Genomic DNA, 17,889 nt, shown 5'->3' with positions numbered 1-17,889 from the left:
CTTCAGGGGCGCTGCGCCTGGAGGGCCGCGTCGGCGGGGCTGGACGCGACGGCGCAGGTCTTGGTGGATCCCTCGGCGCGCCAGGTGCCGGAGCCCCCCAGGGAGCCCGTCACGGTCACGCTCACCAGTCCGATGCCCGGGTCCTCGACCTGGCGGGCATGGGCAACCGTGCAGATCAGTTGCTGGAGACCGGCGCCCTTCAGCGGCCGTGAACCGGGGTAGAACACGACCGACACCTTGGCGCCTTCGACCCCGACCTTCGGGTCGGCCTTCATCGGCGGTATCAGGGTGCTCAGGCCCTCTTTCCGCTCCACGGGGTCCGGGCCCTTGAGCAGGAGCGCCATGGCCGTGCTGAGGTCGAACCGCTTTGCGCTGGTACGGGGGACCGGGACCAGCGCGCCGTCCCTGACGAAGTAGACCAGGGCGGGCGACTGGGCACCGGTGGCGGGTTCCCCCGACTCCACCACACCGGTGGAGGGGATGCCGCAGCCGGAGAGCAGCAGCGCGGCGGGGACCAGCAGCGCGGTCCTGAGACGGCCCGGGGCCTGTCCGGGGGCGTGCCTCATGGCCGGCTCTCCTTCGGCGGTTCGGGCTGTGACCCGCCGGGCTGTGACCCGCCGGGCTGCGCCCCGTCCGGCTGGAGCGGAAGTTCGACGGTGAAGACGGCGCCGCCGTGCGGGTTGTTGGCCACGCGGACGGTGCCGCCGTGCAGTTGGACGTTCTCCGCGGTGATGGCGAGTCCGAGGCCGCTGCCCGCGGTGCGGGTGCGGGCGGTGTCCGACTTGTAGAACCGCTCGAAAACATGCGGCAGGACGCTCTCCGGGATGCCGGGCCCGCTGTCCTGCACCTCGATGACCGCCCACCATTGCGCGTCCGGGTCCTGCCATGCGTACAGCTGGAGCCGTACCGGGAAACCGCCGTGGCGGATGGCGTTGCCGACCAGATTGGCCACGACCACGTCGAGGCGGCGCGGGTCGACCTGGCAGCGCAGTTCGCCGGGGCCCGGCAGATGGGTCTCCACCTTCTCCAGCCAGGCGCGGGCGGTGAGCGTGCGGCGGATCGATTCGGCGAGGTCGATCTCGTCCAGGTGCAGGACGACGGCGCCCGCGTCGAAGCGGGAGATCTCCATCAGGTCGTCCACCAGGCGGGCCAGCTTGACGGTCTCCTCGCTGATGAGCCGTACGGCGGTGGCGGTGTCCGGGTCGAGGTGGGCCGCGTCCTCGTCGAGGATGTCGGTGACCGCCGACATCGCGGCCAGCGGGGTGCGCAGCTCATGCGACACGTCGGCGGCGAAGCGGCGGGCACGCGCCTCCATGCGGCGCAGCTCGGCCACGGACTCCTCCAGGGCCGCCGCGGTCTCGTTGAAGGTGTGCGACAGGTCGGCGAGTTCGTCGGAGCCGTTGACGGCCAGCCGGGTGTCGAGGTGGCCCTCGGCGATGCTGCGGGTGGCGCGGCGCAGTTCGCGTACCGGCCGGAGCACTCCGCGGGCGGCCAGCAGGGCGAGCAGTACGGCCAGGACCAGCGCGGGCACGGTGGCCCGTTCGACGGCCGGGACCAGGGCTTGGACGTACGCCGCCTCGCTGGTCTGAGGAACCGTCAGAAATACGGCCAGGCCGGACAGTTCGGAGGTGCGGTCCTGTGAGGTGCCGTAGGTGACCGGCAGTCCGACGACCAGCGAGGGACGGCCCTGGGTGGTCACCCGCTGGAAGACGGTGGCCGGACGGTCGTGTACCGCCTTGCGCATGGCGGGCGTCAGCTCGGGGAACGGGTCCACCGTCCGGGAGGTGGAGGTCAGGCGGCCGTAGGTGGCCAGCACCCGCCAGTCGCCCGATGGTTCGGAGCGGGCGACACGGAAGGCGAACCCGTCGAGGGCGTCCTGGGTCAGCGGAAAGGTGAGCGTGGCGGAGAGGGTGTTGACGTGATCGCGGAACTGCCCGATCACGTTGTCCTGGCTCTGCTGGAGCACCCCGGTGCGCGCCTCCCGGAAGGTCAGCGCGCCGGTGGTGAGGGCTGCGACGGCGGCGACCAGCGAGAAGGCGATCACCAGCCGGCCCCGCAGGCCGCGCAGCGGCGGGGGCGCCTTCACCGGGGCTTGAACTGGTAGCCGAAACCGCGCACGGTCTGGATGTAGCGCGGCTGCCCCGGGGGTTCGCCCATCTTGGTGCGCAGCCGCTTGACGCAGGCGTCCACCAGCCGTGAGTCGCCGTGGTAGCTGTGTTCCCAGACCGCTTCGAGCAGTTGCTGCCGGCTGAACACCTGGCCGGGGGAGGCGGACAGGGTGAGCAGCAGCCGGAGTTCGGACGGGGCGAGCGCGACCGGCACGCCCTGCCGGGAGACGGTCAGTCCTGCCCGGTCGATGGCCAGTTCGCCATGGTTCTCGACCTTCGGCGCGGCGCCGTCGGCGGGTGTGGAGCCGACGCGCCGCAGGACGGCCCGGATGCGGGCTTCGAGCACCCGGGCCTGCACGGGTTTGACAACGTAGTCGTCGGCTCCCGCTTCCAGGCCGACCACGATGTCGATGTCGTCGCCGCGGGCGGTCGCCATGATGATCGGCACCTGGTTCTCGGCCGCGCGTATCCGGCAGCACACCTCAAGGCCCGACATGCCGGGCAGCATCAGATCGAGCACCACGACGTCCGGCCGGAACGACCGCAGCTGTTCGAGCCCGTCCTCGCCGGTCCCCGCGGAGGCGACGTCGTGTCCCTGGCGGCGCAGGGCGAGCTGGACGCCTTCGCGGACTGCAGGGTCGTCTTCGATGAGCAGGACACGTGGCATGTGCTCAGTATCCGTACGACGCTGGGCCGGTCGGAGCCTGTTACCGGATGATCACATACTCGCGGGCCGACCGGCTGTTGCCGTTTCATCACACTCAGGGCCAGCTCCGGTCACACCCCCGGCCCAGGCTCATCCCCATGACCGAACGCAGTGCGACAGCGTCGGTCTCCCGGTCCCGTCGCCGCCGAGGAATGGCATGAGCATGACTAAGAATATTCGTATATCCGTGGCCACGGCCCTGGCGGTCGGCCTGCTGCCGGTACTTGCCGCCTGCGGCGGTTCGAGCGGCAAGTCCGGCTCGGACGCCTCCACTTCCGCGACGACCGGCGGTGCGAACGCGGCGAACAGCAGCACGAAGAACGCCGACGGGGCGGTGCAGCTCAACATCCCGGACGGCACGAACGACGAGACCAAGAAGCTGTACATCATGGAGAACGGCATCGCGGCCTGCATGAAGAAGCAGGGCTTCAGCTACACGCCGCACGTGGGGACGGGTACCCCCGACGCAGTAAACGCGCTCGACGGGGCGGACTACGCCCTGGCGAAGAAGTACCGGCAGAAGTACGGATTCGGCACCTACGCGGCCGCCGTCTACCCCAGCGACCCGGAGGCCCCCGGCGGCAGCGCAGGCGGAAGGATGCGAGGAAAAACGCTCACCCCCACCGACGACGACGAGAAGGGGTTCACCGCCGCCCAGCTGAAGGCATACGACCTCGCGCTGAACGGCCCCCCGGCCAAGACCAAGGCCGAGGAGAAGGAAGGCGGCTGCACCGCCGTGGGAAGGGCCGCGGCGTACGGACCCGCGTTGAGCCAGGAGGCCGAGAAGAAGGCGTGGAACGCCAGGGTCCAGACGAACAAGGACAACGGGCTGGTGCTCAACGGAGACGTCCAACTGGTGCAGCTCGCCCAGTCGTACGCCAACTGCCTGCGCGCCGGAGGCATTCAGGTCACCAGCACCCAGCCGACCGGCATGGTCGACATGGTGCGGCTCGACCTCTCCGAGAAGCTGCCGGAGCAGCACAACTGGACCAAGGAGGCCGCGCTGCCGCTGCTCACCAAGGACATCCAGATCTCCCTGAAGGACCTGGAGTGCGGCAAGAAGTTCCGCGCCGCGTACTTCCCCAAGCTCAAGGCCCACCCGTACTGGGGCGACAGCGCATGAGCCGACTCAGCAGCCGAAAGCAACTGGGCGCCCTGGTCGGGGTCGTGGTCCTGGTCGGTGCGGGTGGCTGGTTCGCCGGCACACAGGTGCACTCCCCAGCCGATGCCGCCGCCGCACACACCGCGCCCAAGGCCGGTCCTGTGACGGTCGGCGTCGAGCGGCAGTCGCTGACGGCGACGGTGGTGGCGACGGGCTCGGTGGAGTTCGGCTCCCCGAAGCCGCTGTCACTGGCCGGTTCCGTCGGCACCGGTACGGCGGCGGGCGCGGCCGGCGAGGGCGTCGAGCAGCGCGTCACCAAGGCGCCGGTCGCCGGAACCAAGATCAAGGAGGGCGACGTACTGATGGCGGTCAACGGCCGCCCGGTACTTGCCCTCCAGGGTGCCGTACCGATGTACCGCGCCATGATCCCCGGCGAGACCGGAGACGATGTGAAGCAGCTCCAGAAGGCCTTGCGACGCCTCGGTTTCGACCCCGGAGGGACCACCGGCACCTTCGGCAAGGGCACCGCGACGGCCGTCACCAACTGGTACACCCACAAGGGCTACCAGGCCCAGCAGCCCAGTTCGGACGAGCAGCAGCAACTGGGTCAGCTGCAGCAGGCGGTCTCCTCCGCCCAGCAGTCGCTGCTCACCACGACCGCCGAGACGTCCACGTCCGCGGGCGGCGACACCGGCGGATCGCAGACGGGCGGCGCGAGCAGCTCCGCCACGCCGAACCCGCAGTCCAGCACCGACGCGCAGGTCCACCAGCTCCAGCTCGAATCCGCGAAGAAGTCCCTGAACATGGCGAACGCCGCGCTGGCCACCTTCCAGTCCTCGTACGGTACGAAGGTCCCTGCGGGCGAGGTCGTCTTCTTCCCGAAGCTGCCCGTGCGGCTGGACAAGGTGAGCGTCAAGACCGGCGACGTCCCGACCGGCCAGATCGGCACCGTCACCAGCTCCGAACTGGTCGTACAGGCCGTCGTACCCGGCACCGACGCCCAACTGCTGCGTACCGGCATGGCCGTCGAGGTGACGACGTCGGACAACAAGAAGGCGGACGGCAAGGTCGACGCGATCGGCGCCGACGCCGCGGCGCCCGCCGCGACGGGCACCGGCGGCGAGTCCACCGGGGGGTCGTCCGAAAGCACGGGCGGCTCGGAAAGCGACGCCTCCGCCAACGATGCCCCGGGCACCTCCGACACCTCGGCCCCGGTCCAGCTGCGGATCTCCATACCCGACTCCAGCCAGCTGGCCGGTGAGGCGGATGGGTCGGTGAAGGTGACGATCAAGGTGGGTGCGTCGGACGGCAAGGTCCTGACCGTGCCGGTCGCCGCGGTCCGTACCTCCGCCGACGGCCAGGCCCGGGTCCGCGTCCAGCGCGACGGCAAACTCACCGACATACACGTCAAGGTCGGCCTCTCGGCGGCCGGACTGGTCGAGGTGAAGCCGACCGACGGCACTGCCAGCCTCAAGCGGGGCGATCAGGTGGTGGTCGGCCAGTGACCGCCACCGCCACCACCGTCTCCGGGCCGACCGCCCCGGAGGACGGCAGCGCCCCCGACGCCGTCATCGAACTCGCCGACGTCCGGCGGACCTTCGACTCCGAGCCACCGGTGCACGCGCTGCGCAGCGTCAACCTCACCGTCCGCCGCGGCGAACACCTCTCCATCGTCGGACCGTCAGGCTCCGGGAAGTCGACGCTCCTGAACACCCTGGGCCTGCTCGACCGGCCCACCACCGGCACCTACCGGCTCGACGGCACCGAGACCACCGAACTCGCCGACCTGGAACGTACGGCTCTGCGCGGCAGTCGTATCGGTTTCGTCTTCCAGTCCTTCCACCTGCTGCCCTACCGGACGGTGGACGAGAACGTCATGCTCGCCGAGACCTACCGCAAGCCGCGCACCGGCCGCGGGCGCAGCACCCGCCAGGCCCGCGCCCGCGAGTGCCTGGAACGCGTCGGGCTCGGGCACCGCACCGGCTTCCGCCCCGACCGGCTCTCCGGGGGCGAGCGCCAACGCGTCGCCATCGCCCGGGCGTTGATGAGCAACCCGGCACTGCTGCTGTGCGACGAACCCACCGGCAACCTCGACAGCGAGAACACCCTGTCCGTTCTGGAGCTCTTCGATGACCTCTGCAACGACGGCATGACCCTCGTCCTCATCACCCACGACGAGACGGTCAGCGCCCGCGCCGGCCACCGTGTCCGCATCACCGACGGCCGCCTCACCCAGGAGGCGGCCGGGTGAGGACCGCACGCAGGACACGCATCGAACGCCCCTGGATGGACCCCAGGGACCTGTGGACCGAGGCCCTCGCAGGCGTCATGGCCCGCCCGGTACGGTCCGCACTCACCACCCTCGGCACCATCCTGGGCATCACCACACTCGTCATCACCATCGGGATCTCCACCACCGCGGGCAACCAGATCGTGGGCCGTTTCGACGCCCTCACCGCCACCTCGGTCACGGTGGTCGTGCCTCCATCGGAACCCGGCTCGAACGACCCCGCGCTCGTGCCCTGGACAGGGACCGACGCGGTCCGGCGGCTCGCCGGAGTGGAATCGGCAGCCGCCCTCGCCGACTCCACCACCACCAACAGCATCCAGGTTCGTGCCAACGACATCGTCTCGCCCACGGACGCCTCCGCCCAGACCCTCGCCATCGTCGCCGCCTCGGCCGCACTGCCCACCGCCGTACACGGGACCATGACCACAGGACGCTTCTACGACACCGGCAACATCGCACGCCGCGACCAGGTCGCCGTCCTCGGCGACCAAGCGGCCCGCCTCCTCGGCATCAGCCACATCGAAGACGCCCCGGCAATCTTCTTCCAGGGCCAGTCCTACACCGTCATCGGAATCCTCGGCGGCATAGCACGCGAACAACGCCTGTCCACCGCCGTCATCCTCCCGCCCACCACCGCAGCCGACCGCCTCGGCCTCACCAACGTCACCCGCGTCCTGATCAACACCGCACTCGGCGCCGCCAAGCAGGTGGCCCGCCAAGCCCCCATCGCCCTCGCCCCAGGACACCAGGACGCCCTCACCGTCATCGCGCCCCCCGACCTCACCAAAACCCGCAACGGCATCCAGAACGACGTCAACGGCCTCTTCCTCGTCCTCGGCCTCGTCTCCCTCGTCGTCGGCGCCATCGGCATCGCCAACGTCACCCTCGTCACCGTCATGGAACGCACCGGCGAAATCGGACTACGCCGCGCCCTGGGCGCCTCACGACGCCAGATCGCCGGACAATTCCTCCTCGAATCGACCACCATCGGACTCCTCGGCGGCATCGTCGGCGCAGCCCTCGGCATCGCCATCGTGGTGTGCGTCGCCGTCCTCAAGGAGTGGACCCCGGTACTCGACATGCGCCTGGCGCTCGGCGCACCCGTCGCCGGAGCCCTCGTCGGACTACTCGCCGGCCTCTACCCCTCGCTCCGCGCCGCCCGCATGGAACCCGTCGACGCCCTCCGCGCACCGTCATAACCCAGAGCCAACCGGCCGACACAAATTCCCGGTGGCGCGGTCCCCCTCCGCGTCACCGGGGCAACACCCCGCGGACCCGCCCTCCGGCCGTGCCCTGTACTCAATCGCCGGTCGACCTGGCCGACTTCCGAAGAACGACGGCCAGCGACGGAGAGAGCTGGTTGCGCGACTGCGCGCGGGGCGGCGTGTGTGGTGAGAAGGTGTGGCACTGTCCGGCGCGCTTCGGGGCGCCGCCGCGATCCCGGTGCCCAGGAAGCGAACGGGCAGCGGGCCGCGACCAGCGACCGGGCCGCCGACATCAGCCACCCAAACAACCCGCGTCCGGTGATCTCCCGGTGTAGACAGAGGATGGTTACGCGGCCCTCGGTCTCGGCCCAGCGATGTTCCGGATAGGGCTCGCAGGGGGCTGAGACTGGTAGGCCCGCATGTCCAGGAGTCGCGTATTCGCCTTGGCGCCGGTCGATCGTCACCCTCTGTCAGTGCTCTGCGGCATGATGACCGCCATGGACACCGAGATACTGATAGACCTCTGGCAGCGGCTTCTCGCCGACCCTCGCAAGTCGTGGGTGCTGTTCGAGCATGGCACTTGTGTCGTCCGAACCGCTCCTGGTGGAGAGCTGGTTGAACAGGCCACCGAAATCCTGAAGGAGTTCGGCCCGGCGCATGCCGGGTCTTCAGCAGGAGACTTTGGAGTGATCGACCTCAAGGATGTCGAGGGATGGGTCGTCACCGGGCACCACAACGATGTCCTTACCTATGTCGGCCCTGATGAGCCTCAGGATCAGTCGGAGATCGCTGTCGGGCTGTTCGGACGTTCCAAGCGCCACCGGGACGGCACTGAACTTCACGTTGTCCACGTTGAAGACAAGCGAGGCTCAGCGGACCCAGCGTGAGTACCCGCGCTTCACCGCCGGTGCTCCAGCACCGCGGCGTTTGGACCAGCGCAGTGCCGCCGCTGGACGTCACCGCGTTGCTGGGGCCGCATCGCGGCCCCAGCGATCTCGGAAGAGAAAGCAGTTGTCCTCCCATCTGGAATCCCTGAACGATGTGGGTGTGACCACGTTGTTCCTGACGGTCGGCCTGCCAGGGGCCGGAAAGACCACGAGAGCCCGGCAGTTGGCCAAGGAGCACAGAGCGCTGCGGCTGACACCTGATGAGTGGATGATTCCGCTGTTCGGCGAGCCGGAGGCGAACGGGAAGCGAGATGTGCTGGAAGGCCGGCTGCTCTGGCTTGCTCTGGAAACGCTGAAGCTTGGAACCAACGTGATCCTGGATTTCGGGTGCTGGTCTCGCGACGAGAGATCCGCGATCCGCTGGTTGGTGGAGTCTGTGGGCGAGACCTGTCGCCTCGTATATGTGCCGGTGGACTTTGAGACCCAACGTGCTCGGATCGCCCACCGCGAGTCGACCACCCCGGACCAGACCTTCCCAATGAGCGAGGCGGATCTCGTGCGCTGGAGGACGCTCTTCGAGGAGCCCGGCGAGGCGGAACTCGATGGGCATGAGATTGCCGGTCCACCTCCTGGATGGCAGGGCTGGCCCGCATGGGCCGCCGATCGGTGGCCGTCGCTCGCGTGACTACCCAGCCCACCTCTGGTGCAAGTCACGTGAGCGATTTGTCCGCCCGGATACCTTCCAAGGAACGTTGACCCATCCGGCTCATGGCCGGGTTGCTTTCGACGTAGTACCAGACCAGCCCCATCCCAGGCAGCTCTCCTCCAGGAAAGACTGGAGGCCCTGGCCAACGTCACAGCCACCCTCTACCGCCAGAGCCGGCTGCTGCGCGGCCGCCAGCCTCCGCCCACCGGACAGGCCCTCCCCTCTTGACCTAGAGAGCCGGGCCGATCAGTTCGCAGGCCCGCACTGCGGCCACCAGCGCGCCGGTGCTACCGGTGGTGGCGGCTACGTCCAGCGCGGTGTCGGCGAACTTCACCACGTGCTCGTCGCCGTGCTCGGCCGCGCGTGCGAAGACTTCCTGTGCGGCGTCCGCCACCGATCCGGCAGGGGCCTTCGGTAGTTCGGACGCCGGCGCCGGGGTGGCTGATGAGTACAGGGCGGTCACCGCGGCGCTCGCCGTCCAGGCGGCGTTCAGACTCGGTGCCCACAGCGCGGGCGGCAGCGCCGGCAGGGTGCGCAGCACGGCGTTGGGCGCGGTGGCGGCGTGCACCAGCATGACCGGGCTGAGGTGGCCGTGTGTGGCGTAGCGGTACGCGGCTGCCCGGACGAGTTCGGCCAGCACGTCGCGGGACTCCTCAGGCGTCGCTGCCGGGCGGAGCGCGGCGGTCGCCGCCGTCCAGCCGGGCGTTCCGGTCAGCTGCGCGAGGCCGTCACGGAAGCCCCCGTCCCGGTCCGCGATCGACGGGATGCCGTCCAGTGCCTTACCCGGGCCGGCGGTGCCGCCGGGCGCAGCGACGCCGGGCGTCGGCAGGCTGCGGGCCGCCCAGTAGGCGAGGCCATGGGCGAGCTCTGCGGTACGCGGGTCGCTCGACCCGGCACCCGCGTCGTTGCCGTGGTCGTCGTCCAGGAGGGTGCGGACGGCATGGCCGACACGGATCACCGGGTGGGTGGCACCGGCGGCGATGCCCGGCAGCAGGCGTGGCCACCACTCCACCAGCACCTCGCGCCACGGCCGGCTGGCGGTCTGGCCAACGAAGTGCGCCGTCCAGTCGCCGATCCGGCGGGGATCGCCCAACGCGTCCTGCCATCCGTCCTCGGTGATCGGGTCAGTGGCGCGGGGCAGGTTCTCCAGCTTGTCGCGGTAGTGGTCCAGCCAGCGGTGCACGGTGGCCGCGTGACCGTTGCGGACCAACGCCTCCACCGCCATCGGACCGTGGTTGGACAACCAACCGTCGCGTTCAGGGCCGTAATCATGCAGTCGCTGGAGAGCTTCGTCGAGGGCCCCGGTGGTGTCCATGACCCCGACGCTAGCGACCGCAACGACCGGACGTAACAGGCGTGAGACTTACGCCTGCAGACGTAGGGTCGATCCACAACCTGCGCAGCGTAAGCATGCGGTTTGTACGAGGAAGCCGAGCGCGAAGGCCAGCAGCTGCCCGAGTGGCTCGACGCCGTCCGCAACGACGCACTGCCCGGCCTCCACAGCCTCGCAGCCGGTATCTACCGAGACCGCGACGCTGTCATCGCCGGTCTCACCCTGCCCTGGAACTCAGGCGTCGTAGAAGGGCACGTCAACCGGATCAAGATTCTCAAACGGCAGATGTTCGGCCGAGCCGGATTCCAACTCCTCCGAAAACGAGTCCTGCTCTACAGGTGACCGGCGCGTCAGGACGCCTGTCCCGCCGGCTCGTACTCCTCATCGATCCGGCAAGGAGCCACGCCGAGAACCAAGTTCTCCATGGCCTGAGGCATCGGTCCGAAGCTGGCAACCCACCCTCGACGAGATAGATCACACCCATCTCATCGATGACCAGGAAGAACCGGCCGCGAATCGGTCATCTTCGCCCCGGGCCAGCTCGGGGTCCAGCTCGAACGGGGTGCGTGCACAGCTGATCCCTGGTCCGCTGACGTTCACAGTCAATCCGCCGAACTCTTGCAGGAAGGCTTCCGCAGCGTCGTGCATGGCAAGGCCGACTGCATCGAACATGGATCGCCAGCGGGCTGTGTCCACCTTCCGTCCAAGCCGGCCTTCGTTCACAGGGCCGTCCACGTGGTGGCGATGTCCTCGGCGACGTCGCGCAGAAGGGTCAGGAAGATGTCCACCAAGGGGGTGAGGGAGGTTTCGGTCGCGGTGACCGCGTGGAGTCGGCGGTGGAGTTGCGGGTGGGCGAGTTCCCGGTGGGTGGTGCCGGGGGCGTGGATCAGGGCCAGGCGGGAGACCAGGGCGACACCAATGCCGGTGCCGACCAGGGCCTGCGCGACGGCGTAGGAGGCGGTCTGGAACCGGATCTTGGGGGTGAAGCCGGCGTCGGCCGTGGCCCCGTCGAACTGCTCCCGGGCGGCGTGACCGGCCAGGATGGTCACCCACGATTCACCGCGGAGTTCTTCCAGGTGCAGTGGGGTGTCCCGGGGGTGTCGGGCGGCCAGCGGGTGGTCGTCGGGGAGGACGACGACCATGGGGTCGATCAGCAGCGGGTGGACGGTGACCTCGGGCCGCGGATCGGGGAGCGCGGCCCAGGAGGCGATGACCGCCAAGTCGAGTCGGCCCGCTGCGATTTCCTCCATGCCCCGCTCGGACAGCAGGTCCTCCACGGATACGTCGGCATCCGGATGCTGGTGCCGCAGGGCCGTCAGGGCCGGCGGGAGCAGGTGGAGAGCGGCGGCTTGGAATGCTCCGACTCTCAGGCGCAGCGACAGATGGCCCAGCAGCGCGGCCAGCCCTGCGGTTGCCTGGTCCAGCTGCTGGTCGATGACGCGTCCGTGTCGGGCGAGGAGGGCACCGGCGGCGGTGAGTGTGGCTCCGCGTGGTCCGCGCAGGACCAGCGGGACTCCCCAGTGGCGCTCCGCCCGGGTCACCTGCTGGGTCACAGCTGCCGGGCTGAGCCCGAGGGCGTGGGCGGCCCCTGTGAGGGAGCCATGGCGTTCGATCAGCGCGAGCAGGCGGAGCTGTCCCGGATCCAGCATTCAATAATCTTAATACTGAGCCGATGACCTAGGGCTTCTGTGAAACATTCGGGCACGTCAGTCTGGGTGGGCAAGGCGCTACCTGCGGAAAGGCTGATCGGCATGCCCACCCACCTGCCCGTTTTCGTGATCACCACGTGGTTGCTGGCAATGCTTCCCGGCGCGGGACAAGCGCTCATGATCCGGCAGACCCTGGAGGGCGGTCCTCGCTTGGCGAGGGCGACTATCGCAGGCAACGCCACCGGACTGGTGATCTGGTCCACTGCGGCCGCGGCGGGGCTGTCAGCCGTCCTCCTGGCCAATCCCGCGGCCTATGCGGTCGTGCGCGTGGCGGGAGGGCTTGTCCTGATCGTGCTCGGCATCACCACGCTCCGGGCGGCCCGCAGAGAAGCTGCCCCGTCCTTGGTGAGCGCGGAGAACGGGCTCATGGGCTGGTGGAGCGCCTACACGACGGGACTCGGTACGAACCTCGGCAATCCCAAGGCGGGGGTATTCGCGGTCTCGGTGTTGCCCCAGTTCGTCACGGCCGACGGGCCTGTCCTGATCTCGAGCATCGTCCTGGGGGTGATGTGGGCTCTGGTCAACGCCTGCTGGTACCTGCTCTTCACCTGGGCCGTCGGCAGGGGGCGCGCGCTGGTGTCCAGGCCGACGGTACGCCGACTGCTGAGCATGGTCACCGGGGTGGTGCTGCTGATACTTGGTGCGGCCGTCGCAAGTGGCGTCTGACAGGCGCGGCCCAATGGGTCCGACTGGCAGAAGGCGACGCACCGGTTGTCCTGGAGGGGGGTGTCACGACTCGTGAACAGTTCGACCCGCCCACACGACTACTACTTGCCTCCCCATCTCATGTGCAGGTGCTGTTGTATCAGGGGTTCTGGCTCGCTTTCCGTGAACCGGTCACGATTAGTGACCAGTGGGCGTTTCGAGTGCCTGGAGGATCTGTCGCACTTCCTGGCGCCATTGGTCGGCGTCGGCGCTGTCCACCCAGCCGGTCGCCATTTCTGATCCGTCCTGGAGCACCCGGTTCAGTGCGAGCCTGGCCGACGCGCGGAGCGATGCCGGTAGTTCGGGCAGCGGTTCTCTGGGGCCGCCATCGGGGTCGATCACGATGCGGCTGTCCGGGAGGGTGCTGGCGACGAGAGCGCCGGCGGCAACGGCTTCGGCGCCGTCTCCACCATCGACGCGTGCTCCCGAGTTGGTGACTCGCTGGAATGCCCGGTCGAGCACGTCCATGACCTGCTGGCAGGTGAGTCCCTCAAGTTCATCGACGAAGTCTGCGGCGAGGTCGCTGTCGAACGGGCCGGTTCCCCACGTTCCCATGCATGGCTCCTGGTAAGAGATCGTCTCAACTGGCTTGATCACTAACAGCGGCTAACACAATGAGGCGCGTCCTACCGGTCTGGTCTCTTCGCCTGCCGGTCTGGCGTTCGTAGAGCAGCTGCATCGGCGCTTGCCTCCAGGCCGCTGCTCACCTCCCGCAACGGGCGGCGGATGGACGCGGAGAACACGCCGAGGCGGATCGTGGGGGTGGTCGCTGAGCGGCACGCCGGGCTGACGGGGCTGGCGGGCGAGCTGACCGCCGACGGGGTGGCGCTGTCGCCGTTGGAGGACGACGAGCAGGAGCAGGCCGCCGCCAACACGGAGAAAGTGCACGTCACACGACTGGCCCCCTGCTGTGGCGCGGACGGTCCCGCGCATCGAGCGTGGTCTGGGCGGGGCAACGACGCCCCGGCCGAGCTCATAGAACGGATCCTCATGCCCGTCACCGTGGAAGACCACCGGGTACCCCACAAGTCCACCGTTCCCGCGAATAGGGGCGAGGACGTCGAACTCTTCGTGCGGGAGCGCGACGGCACGCCCCCCGGCCACCTCGACGAGCGCACGGCCGTCCTGATGCTCCACGGCCGGAGCGTTCCGGTGCTCGCGGGCTTTGATCTCGATTTCAAGTCGTACAGCTGGGCCGATGCGCTGGCGAAGGCCGGTTACGACGTCTTCATGATGGACCTCCAGGGCTCGGGGCTGTCGCCGCGGCCGAAGATGGACGACCCTCGCAACGTCAACCCCGCCCAGCAGAACCTTCTGAAGCCGAGACCTCCAGGTTTCACGCCGGGCCCGCCGAACTATCCGTTCCAGCTGACCAACTCGAACAGCGACCGGGACGAGCTGAACACCGTCGTGGAGTGGATCATCCGCGAGCGCGGGGTGAAGAAGGTCGCCTTCATCGGTTGGTCCGCGGCCGCGTTCACGATGGGGCCGTACGCGGTCAAGAACCCGGGCAAGGTGTCGAGCCTGTTCCTGCTGGCGCCGATCTTCCCGCCCGAGGGCACGTCGAACGCCCCCGACCCGCTGCCGCAGCCCGGCTTCCCGACGTTCCTGAGCACGAAAGACGGAACCTGGAACGGGTGGAGCAACGAGGTGCACTGCGAGGGCCAGCGCGAAGAAGAGATGCGCGACAAGGTGTGGAACGCGATCATGAAAAGCGATCCGGTGGGCAGCACGTGGGGGCCGGAAGGTGAAGGGCGCAATCGCATCAGAAACTTCGTCCGGTGGGGCTGGAACAAGACCACCGCGGCGCAGGGCGGCGTCCTCGGCGGCAGCGTGCCGGTCCTCATCGCGTACGGGGAGCACGACAGGCAGGTGAACACGTCGAGCGAAGATCCGGAATTCAACTTCTCGGTCCCCGCGCTCTACAACGCCATCGCCGGCGACCACAAGCTGATGGTCAAGCTGGACTGCGCCGGGCATTCGGTGGTGTGGGAGATGCAGCACAAGAACGTGCACAACCTCTCGAAGCACTGGCTCAAGCACCTGAAGGTCGACGGCAAGACCCAGGGCATCTTCGACATGAACACCAACGGCGACATCAGCCCGGCTCCCTAGAACAGCCGAGCCCTCGACCGAGAACCGTGGGGGCCCAGGGTCCGAACGTCAGCCTTGCGCCGTCGTCAGGGCCGCCACAGGCACCGGCGAGGTGGAGTCCGCCGTCTGCGCGCCCTCGCCCGAACGGCGGGCCACGGCATCGTCCGCGGCAGCGCCGGCGCCTTGGGCGCGAGCGTGACCGGGTGGATCATCTGGTGGATCCAGCAACGCTGACCCGGCGCTGATCCCGTCGTCCACCCGGATCTGGTGGTCCCGGTCGTCCAAGACCGGGACCACCAGATCCGCCAGTACTCCCCGATGACCGGTGAAGTGCGGGCTCGATCAAGGGGCCTCGATGAACGGCAGCCCGACCGCGGCGAGCTTCGTCTGGAGGTTGATGTCCCTGGTAGCCCCGTAGATCGCGGAGCCGGGATGTCGGGACTGCAGCAGCAGCGTGGAGGCCACGAAACGGTCGTCGGGCACATCCAGGTCGAGCCAGTTCGGCAGCCTGTCGCCCTTGGGCTCGATGTGCTCAAGGACGGCGTGCACGTCGCCGGCCACCTTACGCCGTGCAACACGTTGCCGTTGGTCCGCAGCCCCTTCAGACGACGGTCCGCCTTCGATGGTCACGGAGCCGACGGGAAGCGCGGTGACGGGTTCGACGGTGCCCCGGCGGGAGACGGGCATGGCGGCGACAGCCCTCGCGCCGGACTACCAGCGGATCTTGTCGGTGCTGGAATCTGAAGCGGGCCGGGAGGGCATGCGCTGCCGGCAACTGGCCGTCGTGCTGGTACTGGAGGCCATCCCGGCGAAGGTCGAGGGACTGCGATCGAAGGCGAAACGCCTGGTGGAGCGAGGGCGCGCACTCCAGGTGCGGCCGGGAGTGTTCATCGCGCTCGCGGTGCCGGCCGTCTGAAGCCGGCCGGGCGGCGTCCGGCCAGGCGACCGCTCATGAGCATGGTCATCGACCACAGCACCACGGTTTGTTCCTGTCCTTGCGGCCTCAACGCGGCCTCAATCAGGCCCCACGAAGCCAGGCAAGCGCCGCGCGGGAGGGTCTCGTCGGCTCGTGAGCGGGGCTCGTACTCGCCCGCGGCGGATTCCCCTTCCAACGCCCAGGGGCTCCGCCGGGGCAAGGTCCGGGGAGAGTCACGTTCGCCCGGTTTGATCTCGGAATGCGGTGGGAGGTCAGGACAGCCTCGCCGGCATGAGCCATACGACCCGGACGCGGAAGACGTTCGGCTTCGCCGCGTCAGCGGGGCGGAGCGCGGATCGTTCCAGGACCGGGCGGCCCGTTCCGGTGTTGCCGATCGGGTTCACGCGTATTGGTGTGCACCCGCGCCCCTGGCCGGCCTCACACCGAGAACTCGCGTATCACCGTGTTGCGGAACACCGCGCTGCCGCCGATCGTGAACAGTGCGAGCCGGGTGTCCAGCAGGTACGGGAACACCTGGCTGGTGTGCACGTAGCGGCCGTCGTCGACGAACATCTCCACCGACGTGCGGTCCACCAGGATGCGCAGCTTCACCGTGCCGGCGGACGGGTCGAACGGGGTGTGGCTCTCCTGCCACTTGCCGGACGTGTCGGCGTTCACCGTGTTGCGTCGGTTGAGGAAGGCGTAGTTGGCGTAGATCCCGGCATCGATGTGCCGACCGCCGTCGGGTGAGCGCCTCAGCTGGAGGCCGGCGCCGGTGAGTTGGGACCAGGTGATCTCGGTCGTCACCTCGTAGGAGATACCGGTGTAGTCGAGCACCTTCGTGCCGTCCACGGTCACGTCGCCCAGGTTCACGGTGCGGGAGACATGCGAGTCGAGGCCGGCGACGGGCTGGGAGGCGAGGTAGTAGGTGTTGTCGGATGCCTTCTTCAGGGTGATCTCGCGGACGATGGAGTCGGTGCCGTTGAAGCCGTCGCAGTCGATGGTGGGGGTGGTGCCGGCGTAGTCCCAGTCGTTGACCCATCCGATCGCGTACCGGGCAGCCGCGTCCACCGCGCCGCTCGCGTCCCGCTTCTCGAAGGTGACGGCGGCGTACCAGTCCCAGCCGTGGTCGAGCCACTGCGGGTCGCTCGCCTCAGCGGTGAACGCGCTGCCGTCGAAGGAACCCGTCCAGTAGGCGTACGTGTTGGGCAGCCCCGAGCTCTTCCCGTTGGCGCTCGCGCCGAGCACCCATTTCACGGTGCCGTCGCCGGCGGTGATGCGGAACAGGTCGGGGCACTCCAGGACGCCGATGCCGTCGTGGACGAAACCGTTCACGTACGTCCAGGACTTGAGGTCGTCGGAGTGGTAGAAACCGATCTTGTCGTTCTCGGCGAGTGCCATCACCCAGCGGCCCCGGTCCTCGTCGCGGATCACCTTGGGGTCGCGGAAGTCGGCGACGCCGGGGTTGGGCAGGACGGGGTCGGTCCCGTAGTTGTTGAAGGTGAGACCGCCGTCGGTCGAGTAGTACAGGAACTGCGCCTGGCGGTCGGTGCCGCCGCCGGGGGACATGGTGACGATGACGACGACCGCGCCCGCGCCGAATCCGGCCGTGTTGCCGGTGTCGACCACCGCCGAACCCGACCAGAGATCGCCGTTGGGCGTGGTGTCCTTGGGCACGGCGACCCCGCGGTCGGTGAAGGAGACCAGGTCCTCGGTGGTGGCCAGGCGCCAGGCGGTGCCGACGGCGCCGGTGAAGTAGTCGGCGTTGTAGAGGTAGTAGTAGTGGTACTCGCCGTCGATCCAGACGGGCCGCTGCGGGTCGTTCTTCCACTGGTCGGGGACCGTGAAGTGGTACGCGGCGCGGTAACTCGCCCCGCTCGCCGCGGACGTGGTCACGCTCTCGGCCGTGGCCCCGGGCTTGGGCCTCGGGGCGGCCGTGGCCGCTGCGGTGGGCAGCAGCGCGGCGGCGGTGCCCGCCGCCGATCCCGCGAACAGTGATCTCCTGGAAATCCCCGATGTTCCGGGCATGACACATCGTTCCTCTCGTGGCGGCCCATGAGGGCCCGTGGCGGCTCGTCACGCACGTGAGTGCGGCTCACAACGCGGAGGGCGTGAAAATCGGCTCCTG

The 17,889-nt window shown here is 69.0% G+C and carries 19 protein-coding genes and 1 pseudogene; 10 read left to right on the top strand and 10 right to left on the bottom strand.

All coding sequences use genetic code 11. The annotated features are described in order from the left end of the window. Positions 1 to 2: 2 nt before the first annotated feature. Genes OG607_RS01370 through OG607_RS01360 form a run of 3 tightly spaced genes read right to left on the bottom strand, consistent with a single transcriptional unit; the run spans position 3 to position 2,775 of the window. Positions 3 to 566 (bottom strand): hypothetical protein, encoded by a 564-nt coding sequence (locus OG607_RS01370; RefSeq protein WP_405717625.1) that lies wholly within the window; start codon positions 564 to 566, stop codon positions 3 to 5. Then, positions 563 to 2,086, bottom strand: coding sequence for a sensor histidine kinase (locus tag OG607_RS01365; protein WP_405717623.1), 1,524 nt, complete (start codon positions 2,084 to 2,086; stop codon positions 563 to 565). The genes OG607_RS01370 and OG607_RS01365 overlap by 4 nt, the downstream gene beginning before the upstream one ends. Next, positions 2,083 to 2,775 (bottom strand): response regulator, encoded by a 693-nt coding sequence (locus OG607_RS01360; protein WP_405717620.1) that lies wholly within the window; start codon positions 2,773 to 2,775, stop codon positions 2,083 to 2,085. The genes OG607_RS01365 and OG607_RS01360 overlap by 4 nt, the downstream gene beginning before the upstream one ends. Before the next feature lie 196 nt (positions 2,776 to 2,971). Between OG607_RS01360 and OG607_RS01355 the strand changes: the two genes are divergently transcribed. From OG607_RS01355 to OG607_RS01330, 6 genes are all read left to right on the top strand, one after another. Continuing rightward, positions 2,972 to 3,937, top strand: coding sequence for a hypothetical protein (locus OG607_RS01355; protein ID WP_405717617.1), 966 nt, complete (start codon positions 2,972 to 2,974; stop codon positions 3,935 to 3,937). Then, positions 3,934 to 5,421: a peptidoglycan-binding protein gene (locus OG607_RS01350; protein WP_405717615.1), complete on the top strand. Its 1,488-nt coding sequence runs from the start codon at positions 3,934 to 3,936 to the stop codon at positions 5,419 to 5,421. Before OG607_RS01355 ends, OG607_RS01350 begins: the two co-directional genes overlap by 4 nt. Continuing rightward, complete coding sequence (locus tag OG607_RS01345) at positions 5,418 to 6,167, top strand: ABC transporter ATP-binding protein (protein ID WP_405717612.1); 750 nt, start codon at positions 5,418 to 5,420, stop codon at positions 6,165 to 6,167. The genes OG607_RS01350 and OG607_RS01345 overlap by 4 nt, the downstream gene beginning before the upstream one ends. Continuing rightward, a complete protein-coding gene (locus OG607_RS01340) occupies positions 6,164 to 7,405 on the top strand; it encodes an ABC transporter permease (protein WP_405717609.1) in 1,242 nt (413 codons plus the stop codon). Before OG607_RS01345 ends, OG607_RS01340 begins: the two co-directional genes overlap by 4 nt. 503 nt (positions 7,406 to 7,908) lie before the next feature. Further along, positions 7,909 to 8,298 carry a hypothetical protein gene (locus tag OG607_RS01335; RefSeq protein ID WP_405717606.1) on the top strand — a complete coding sequence of 130 codons (390 nt, stop codon included), beginning with the start codon at positions 7,909 to 7,911 and terminating at the stop codon, positions 8,296 to 8,298. A 160-nt stretch (positions 8,299 to 8,458) separates the two neighbouring features. Next, positions 8,459 to 8,983 carry an AAA family ATPase gene (locus tag OG607_RS01330; RefSeq protein ID WP_405717604.1) on the top strand — a complete coding sequence of 175 codons (525 nt, stop codon included), beginning with the start codon at positions 8,459 to 8,461 and terminating at the stop codon, positions 8,981 to 8,983. A 250-nt stretch (positions 8,984 to 9,233) separates the two neighbouring features. Here the strand turns inward: OG607_RS01330 and OG607_RS01325 are convergent, their stop codons facing one another. Continuing rightward, complete coding sequence (locus tag OG607_RS01325) at positions 9,234 to 10,319, bottom strand: questin oxidase family protein (protein WP_405717601.1); 1,086 nt, start codon at positions 10,317 to 10,319, stop codon at positions 9,234 to 9,236. A 126-nt stretch (positions 10,320 to 10,445) separates the two neighbouring features. On the opposite strand from OG607_RS01325, the pseudogene OG607_RS01320 reads away from it, so the two are divergent. Continuing rightward, positions 10,446 to 10,679: pseudogene (locus OG607_RS01320) on the top strand (transposase); the annotation flags it as partial. Positions 10,680 to 10,811: 132 nt separating this feature from the next. Here the strand turns inward: OG607_RS01320 and OG607_RS01315 are convergent. Then, positions 10,812 to 11,033 carry an SUKH-3 domain-containing protein gene (locus tag OG607_RS01315; RefSeq protein ID WP_405736468.1) on the bottom strand — a complete coding sequence of 74 codons (222 nt, stop codon included), beginning with the start codon at positions 11,031 to 11,033 and terminating at the stop codon, positions 10,812 to 10,814. Between the two features lie 23 nt (positions 11,034 to 11,056). Continuing rightward, positions 11,057 to 11,986: a LysR substrate-binding domain-containing protein gene (locus OG607_RS01310; protein ID WP_405717599.1), complete on the bottom strand. Its 930-nt coding sequence runs from the start codon at positions 11,984 to 11,986 to the stop codon at positions 11,057 to 11,059. 102 nt (positions 11,987 to 12,088) lie between these two features. Between OG607_RS01310 and OG607_RS01305 the strand changes: the two genes are divergently transcribed. Continuing rightward, positions 12,089 to 12,712, top strand: coding sequence for a LysE family translocator (locus OG607_RS01305; RefSeq protein WP_405717596.1), 624 nt, complete (start codon positions 12,089 to 12,091; stop codon positions 12,710 to 12,712). A 177-nt stretch (positions 12,713 to 12,889) separates the two neighbouring features. On the opposite strand, the gene OG607_RS01300 is transcribed toward OG607_RS01305, so the two are convergent. Then, positions 12,890 to 13,306 carry a DUF4259 domain-containing protein gene (locus OG607_RS01300; protein WP_405717593.1) on the bottom strand — a complete coding sequence of 139 codons (417 nt, stop codon included), beginning with the start codon at positions 13,304 to 13,306 and terminating at the stop codon, positions 12,890 to 12,892. 171 nt (positions 13,307 to 13,477) lie between these two features. Here OG607_RS01300 and OG607_RS01295 point away from each other — a divergent pair, with 171 nt between their 5' ends. Then, positions 13,478 to 14,866 (top strand): alpha/beta fold hydrolase, encoded by a 1,389-nt coding sequence (locus tag OG607_RS01295; protein WP_405717591.1) that lies wholly within the window; start codon positions 13,478 to 13,480, stop codon positions 14,864 to 14,866. A 321-nt stretch (positions 14,867 to 15,187) separates the two neighbouring features. On the opposite strand, the gene OG607_RS01290 is transcribed toward OG607_RS01295, so the two are convergent. Continuing rightward, on the bottom strand, positions 15,188 to 15,394 hold the full coding sequence (locus OG607_RS01290) for a hypothetical protein (RefSeq protein WP_405717588.1): 207 nt from the start codon (positions 15,392 to 15,394) through the stop codon (positions 15,188 to 15,190). A 136-nt stretch (positions 15,395 to 15,530) separates the two neighbouring features. Between OG607_RS01290 and OG607_RS01285 the strand changes: the two genes are divergently transcribed. Then, positions 15,531 to 15,761 carry a hypothetical protein gene (locus OG607_RS01285; protein WP_405717586.1) on the top strand — a complete coding sequence of 77 codons (231 nt, stop codon included), beginning with the start codon at positions 15,531 to 15,533 and terminating at the stop codon, positions 15,759 to 15,761. Positions 15,762 to 16,033: 272 nt separating this feature from the next. Here OG607_RS01285 and OG607_RS01280 read toward each other — a convergent pair whose 3' ends face one another. Together OG607_RS01280 and OG607_RS01275 are read right to left on the bottom strand one after the other, a co-directional pair. Beyond that, on the bottom strand, positions 16,034 to 16,165 hold the full coding sequence (locus OG607_RS01280) for a hypothetical protein (RefSeq protein ID WP_405717584.1): 132 nt from the start codon (positions 16,163 to 16,165) through the stop codon (positions 16,034 to 16,036). 34 nt (positions 16,166 to 16,199) lie between these two features. Then, positions 16,200 to 17,789, bottom strand: coding sequence for a glycoside hydrolase family 32 protein (locus tag OG607_RS01275; protein ID WP_405717582.1), 1,590 nt, complete (start codon positions 17,787 to 17,789; stop codon positions 16,200 to 16,202). Between the last annotated feature and the right edge of the window lie 100 nt (positions 17,790 to 17,889).

The organism is Streptomyces sp. NBC_01537 (assembly GCF_045040445.1).
Taxonomy (GTDB): Bacteria; Actinomycetota; Actinomycetes; order Streptomycetales; family Streptomycetaceae; genus Actinacidiphila.
Note: the sequence above shows the minus strand (reverse complement) of the source record. Positions and strands in the feature narration are given on the sequence as shown.

Coding starts and splice junctions, on each gene's coding strand:
- OG607_RS01305 (WP_405717596.1), top strand. CDS start 12,089: ATGCCCACCCACCTGCCCGTTTTCGTGATCACCACGTGGTTGCTGGCA.
- OG607_RS01310 (WP_405717599.1), bottom strand. CDS start 11,986: ATGCTGGATCCGGGACAGCTCCGCCTGCTCGCGCTGATCGAACGCCAT.
- OG607_RS01275 (WP_405717582.1), bottom strand. CDS start 17,789: ATGCCCGGAACATCGGGGATTTCCAGGAGATCACTGTTCGCGGGATCG.
- OG607_RS01295 (WP_405717591.1), top strand. CDS start 13,478: ATGGACGCGGAGAACACGCCGAGGCGGATCGTGGGGGTGGTCGCTGAG.
- OG607_RS01335 (WP_405717606.1), top strand. CDS start 7,909: ATGGACACCGAGATACTGATAGACCTCTGGCAGCGGCTTCTCGCCGAC.
- OG607_RS01355 (WP_405717617.1), top strand. CDS start 2,972: ATGAGCATGACTAAGAATATTCGTATATCCGTGGCCACGGCCCTGGCG.
- OG607_RS01370 (WP_405717625.1), bottom strand. CDS start 566: ATGAGGCACGCCCCCGGACAGGCCCCGGGCCGTCTCAGGACCGCGCTG.
- OG607_RS01350 (WP_405717615.1), top strand. CDS start 3,934: ATGAGCCGACTCAGCAGCCGAAAGCAACTGGGCGCCCTGGTCGGGGTC.
- OG607_RS01360 (WP_405717620.1), bottom strand. CDS start 2,775: ATGCCACGTGTCCTGCTCATCGAAGACGACCCTGCAGTCCGCGAAGGC.
- OG607_RS01300 (WP_405717593.1), bottom strand. CDS start 13,306: ATGGGAACGTGGGGAACCGGCCCGTTCGACAGCGACCTCGCCGCAGAC.
- OG607_RS01285 (WP_405717586.1), top strand. CDS start 15,531: ATGGCGGCGACAGCCCTCGCGCCGGACTACCAGCGGATCTTGTCGGTG.
- OG607_RS01325 (WP_405717601.1), bottom strand. CDS start 10,319: ATGGACACCACCGGGGCCCTCGACGAAGCTCTCCAGCGACTGCATGAT.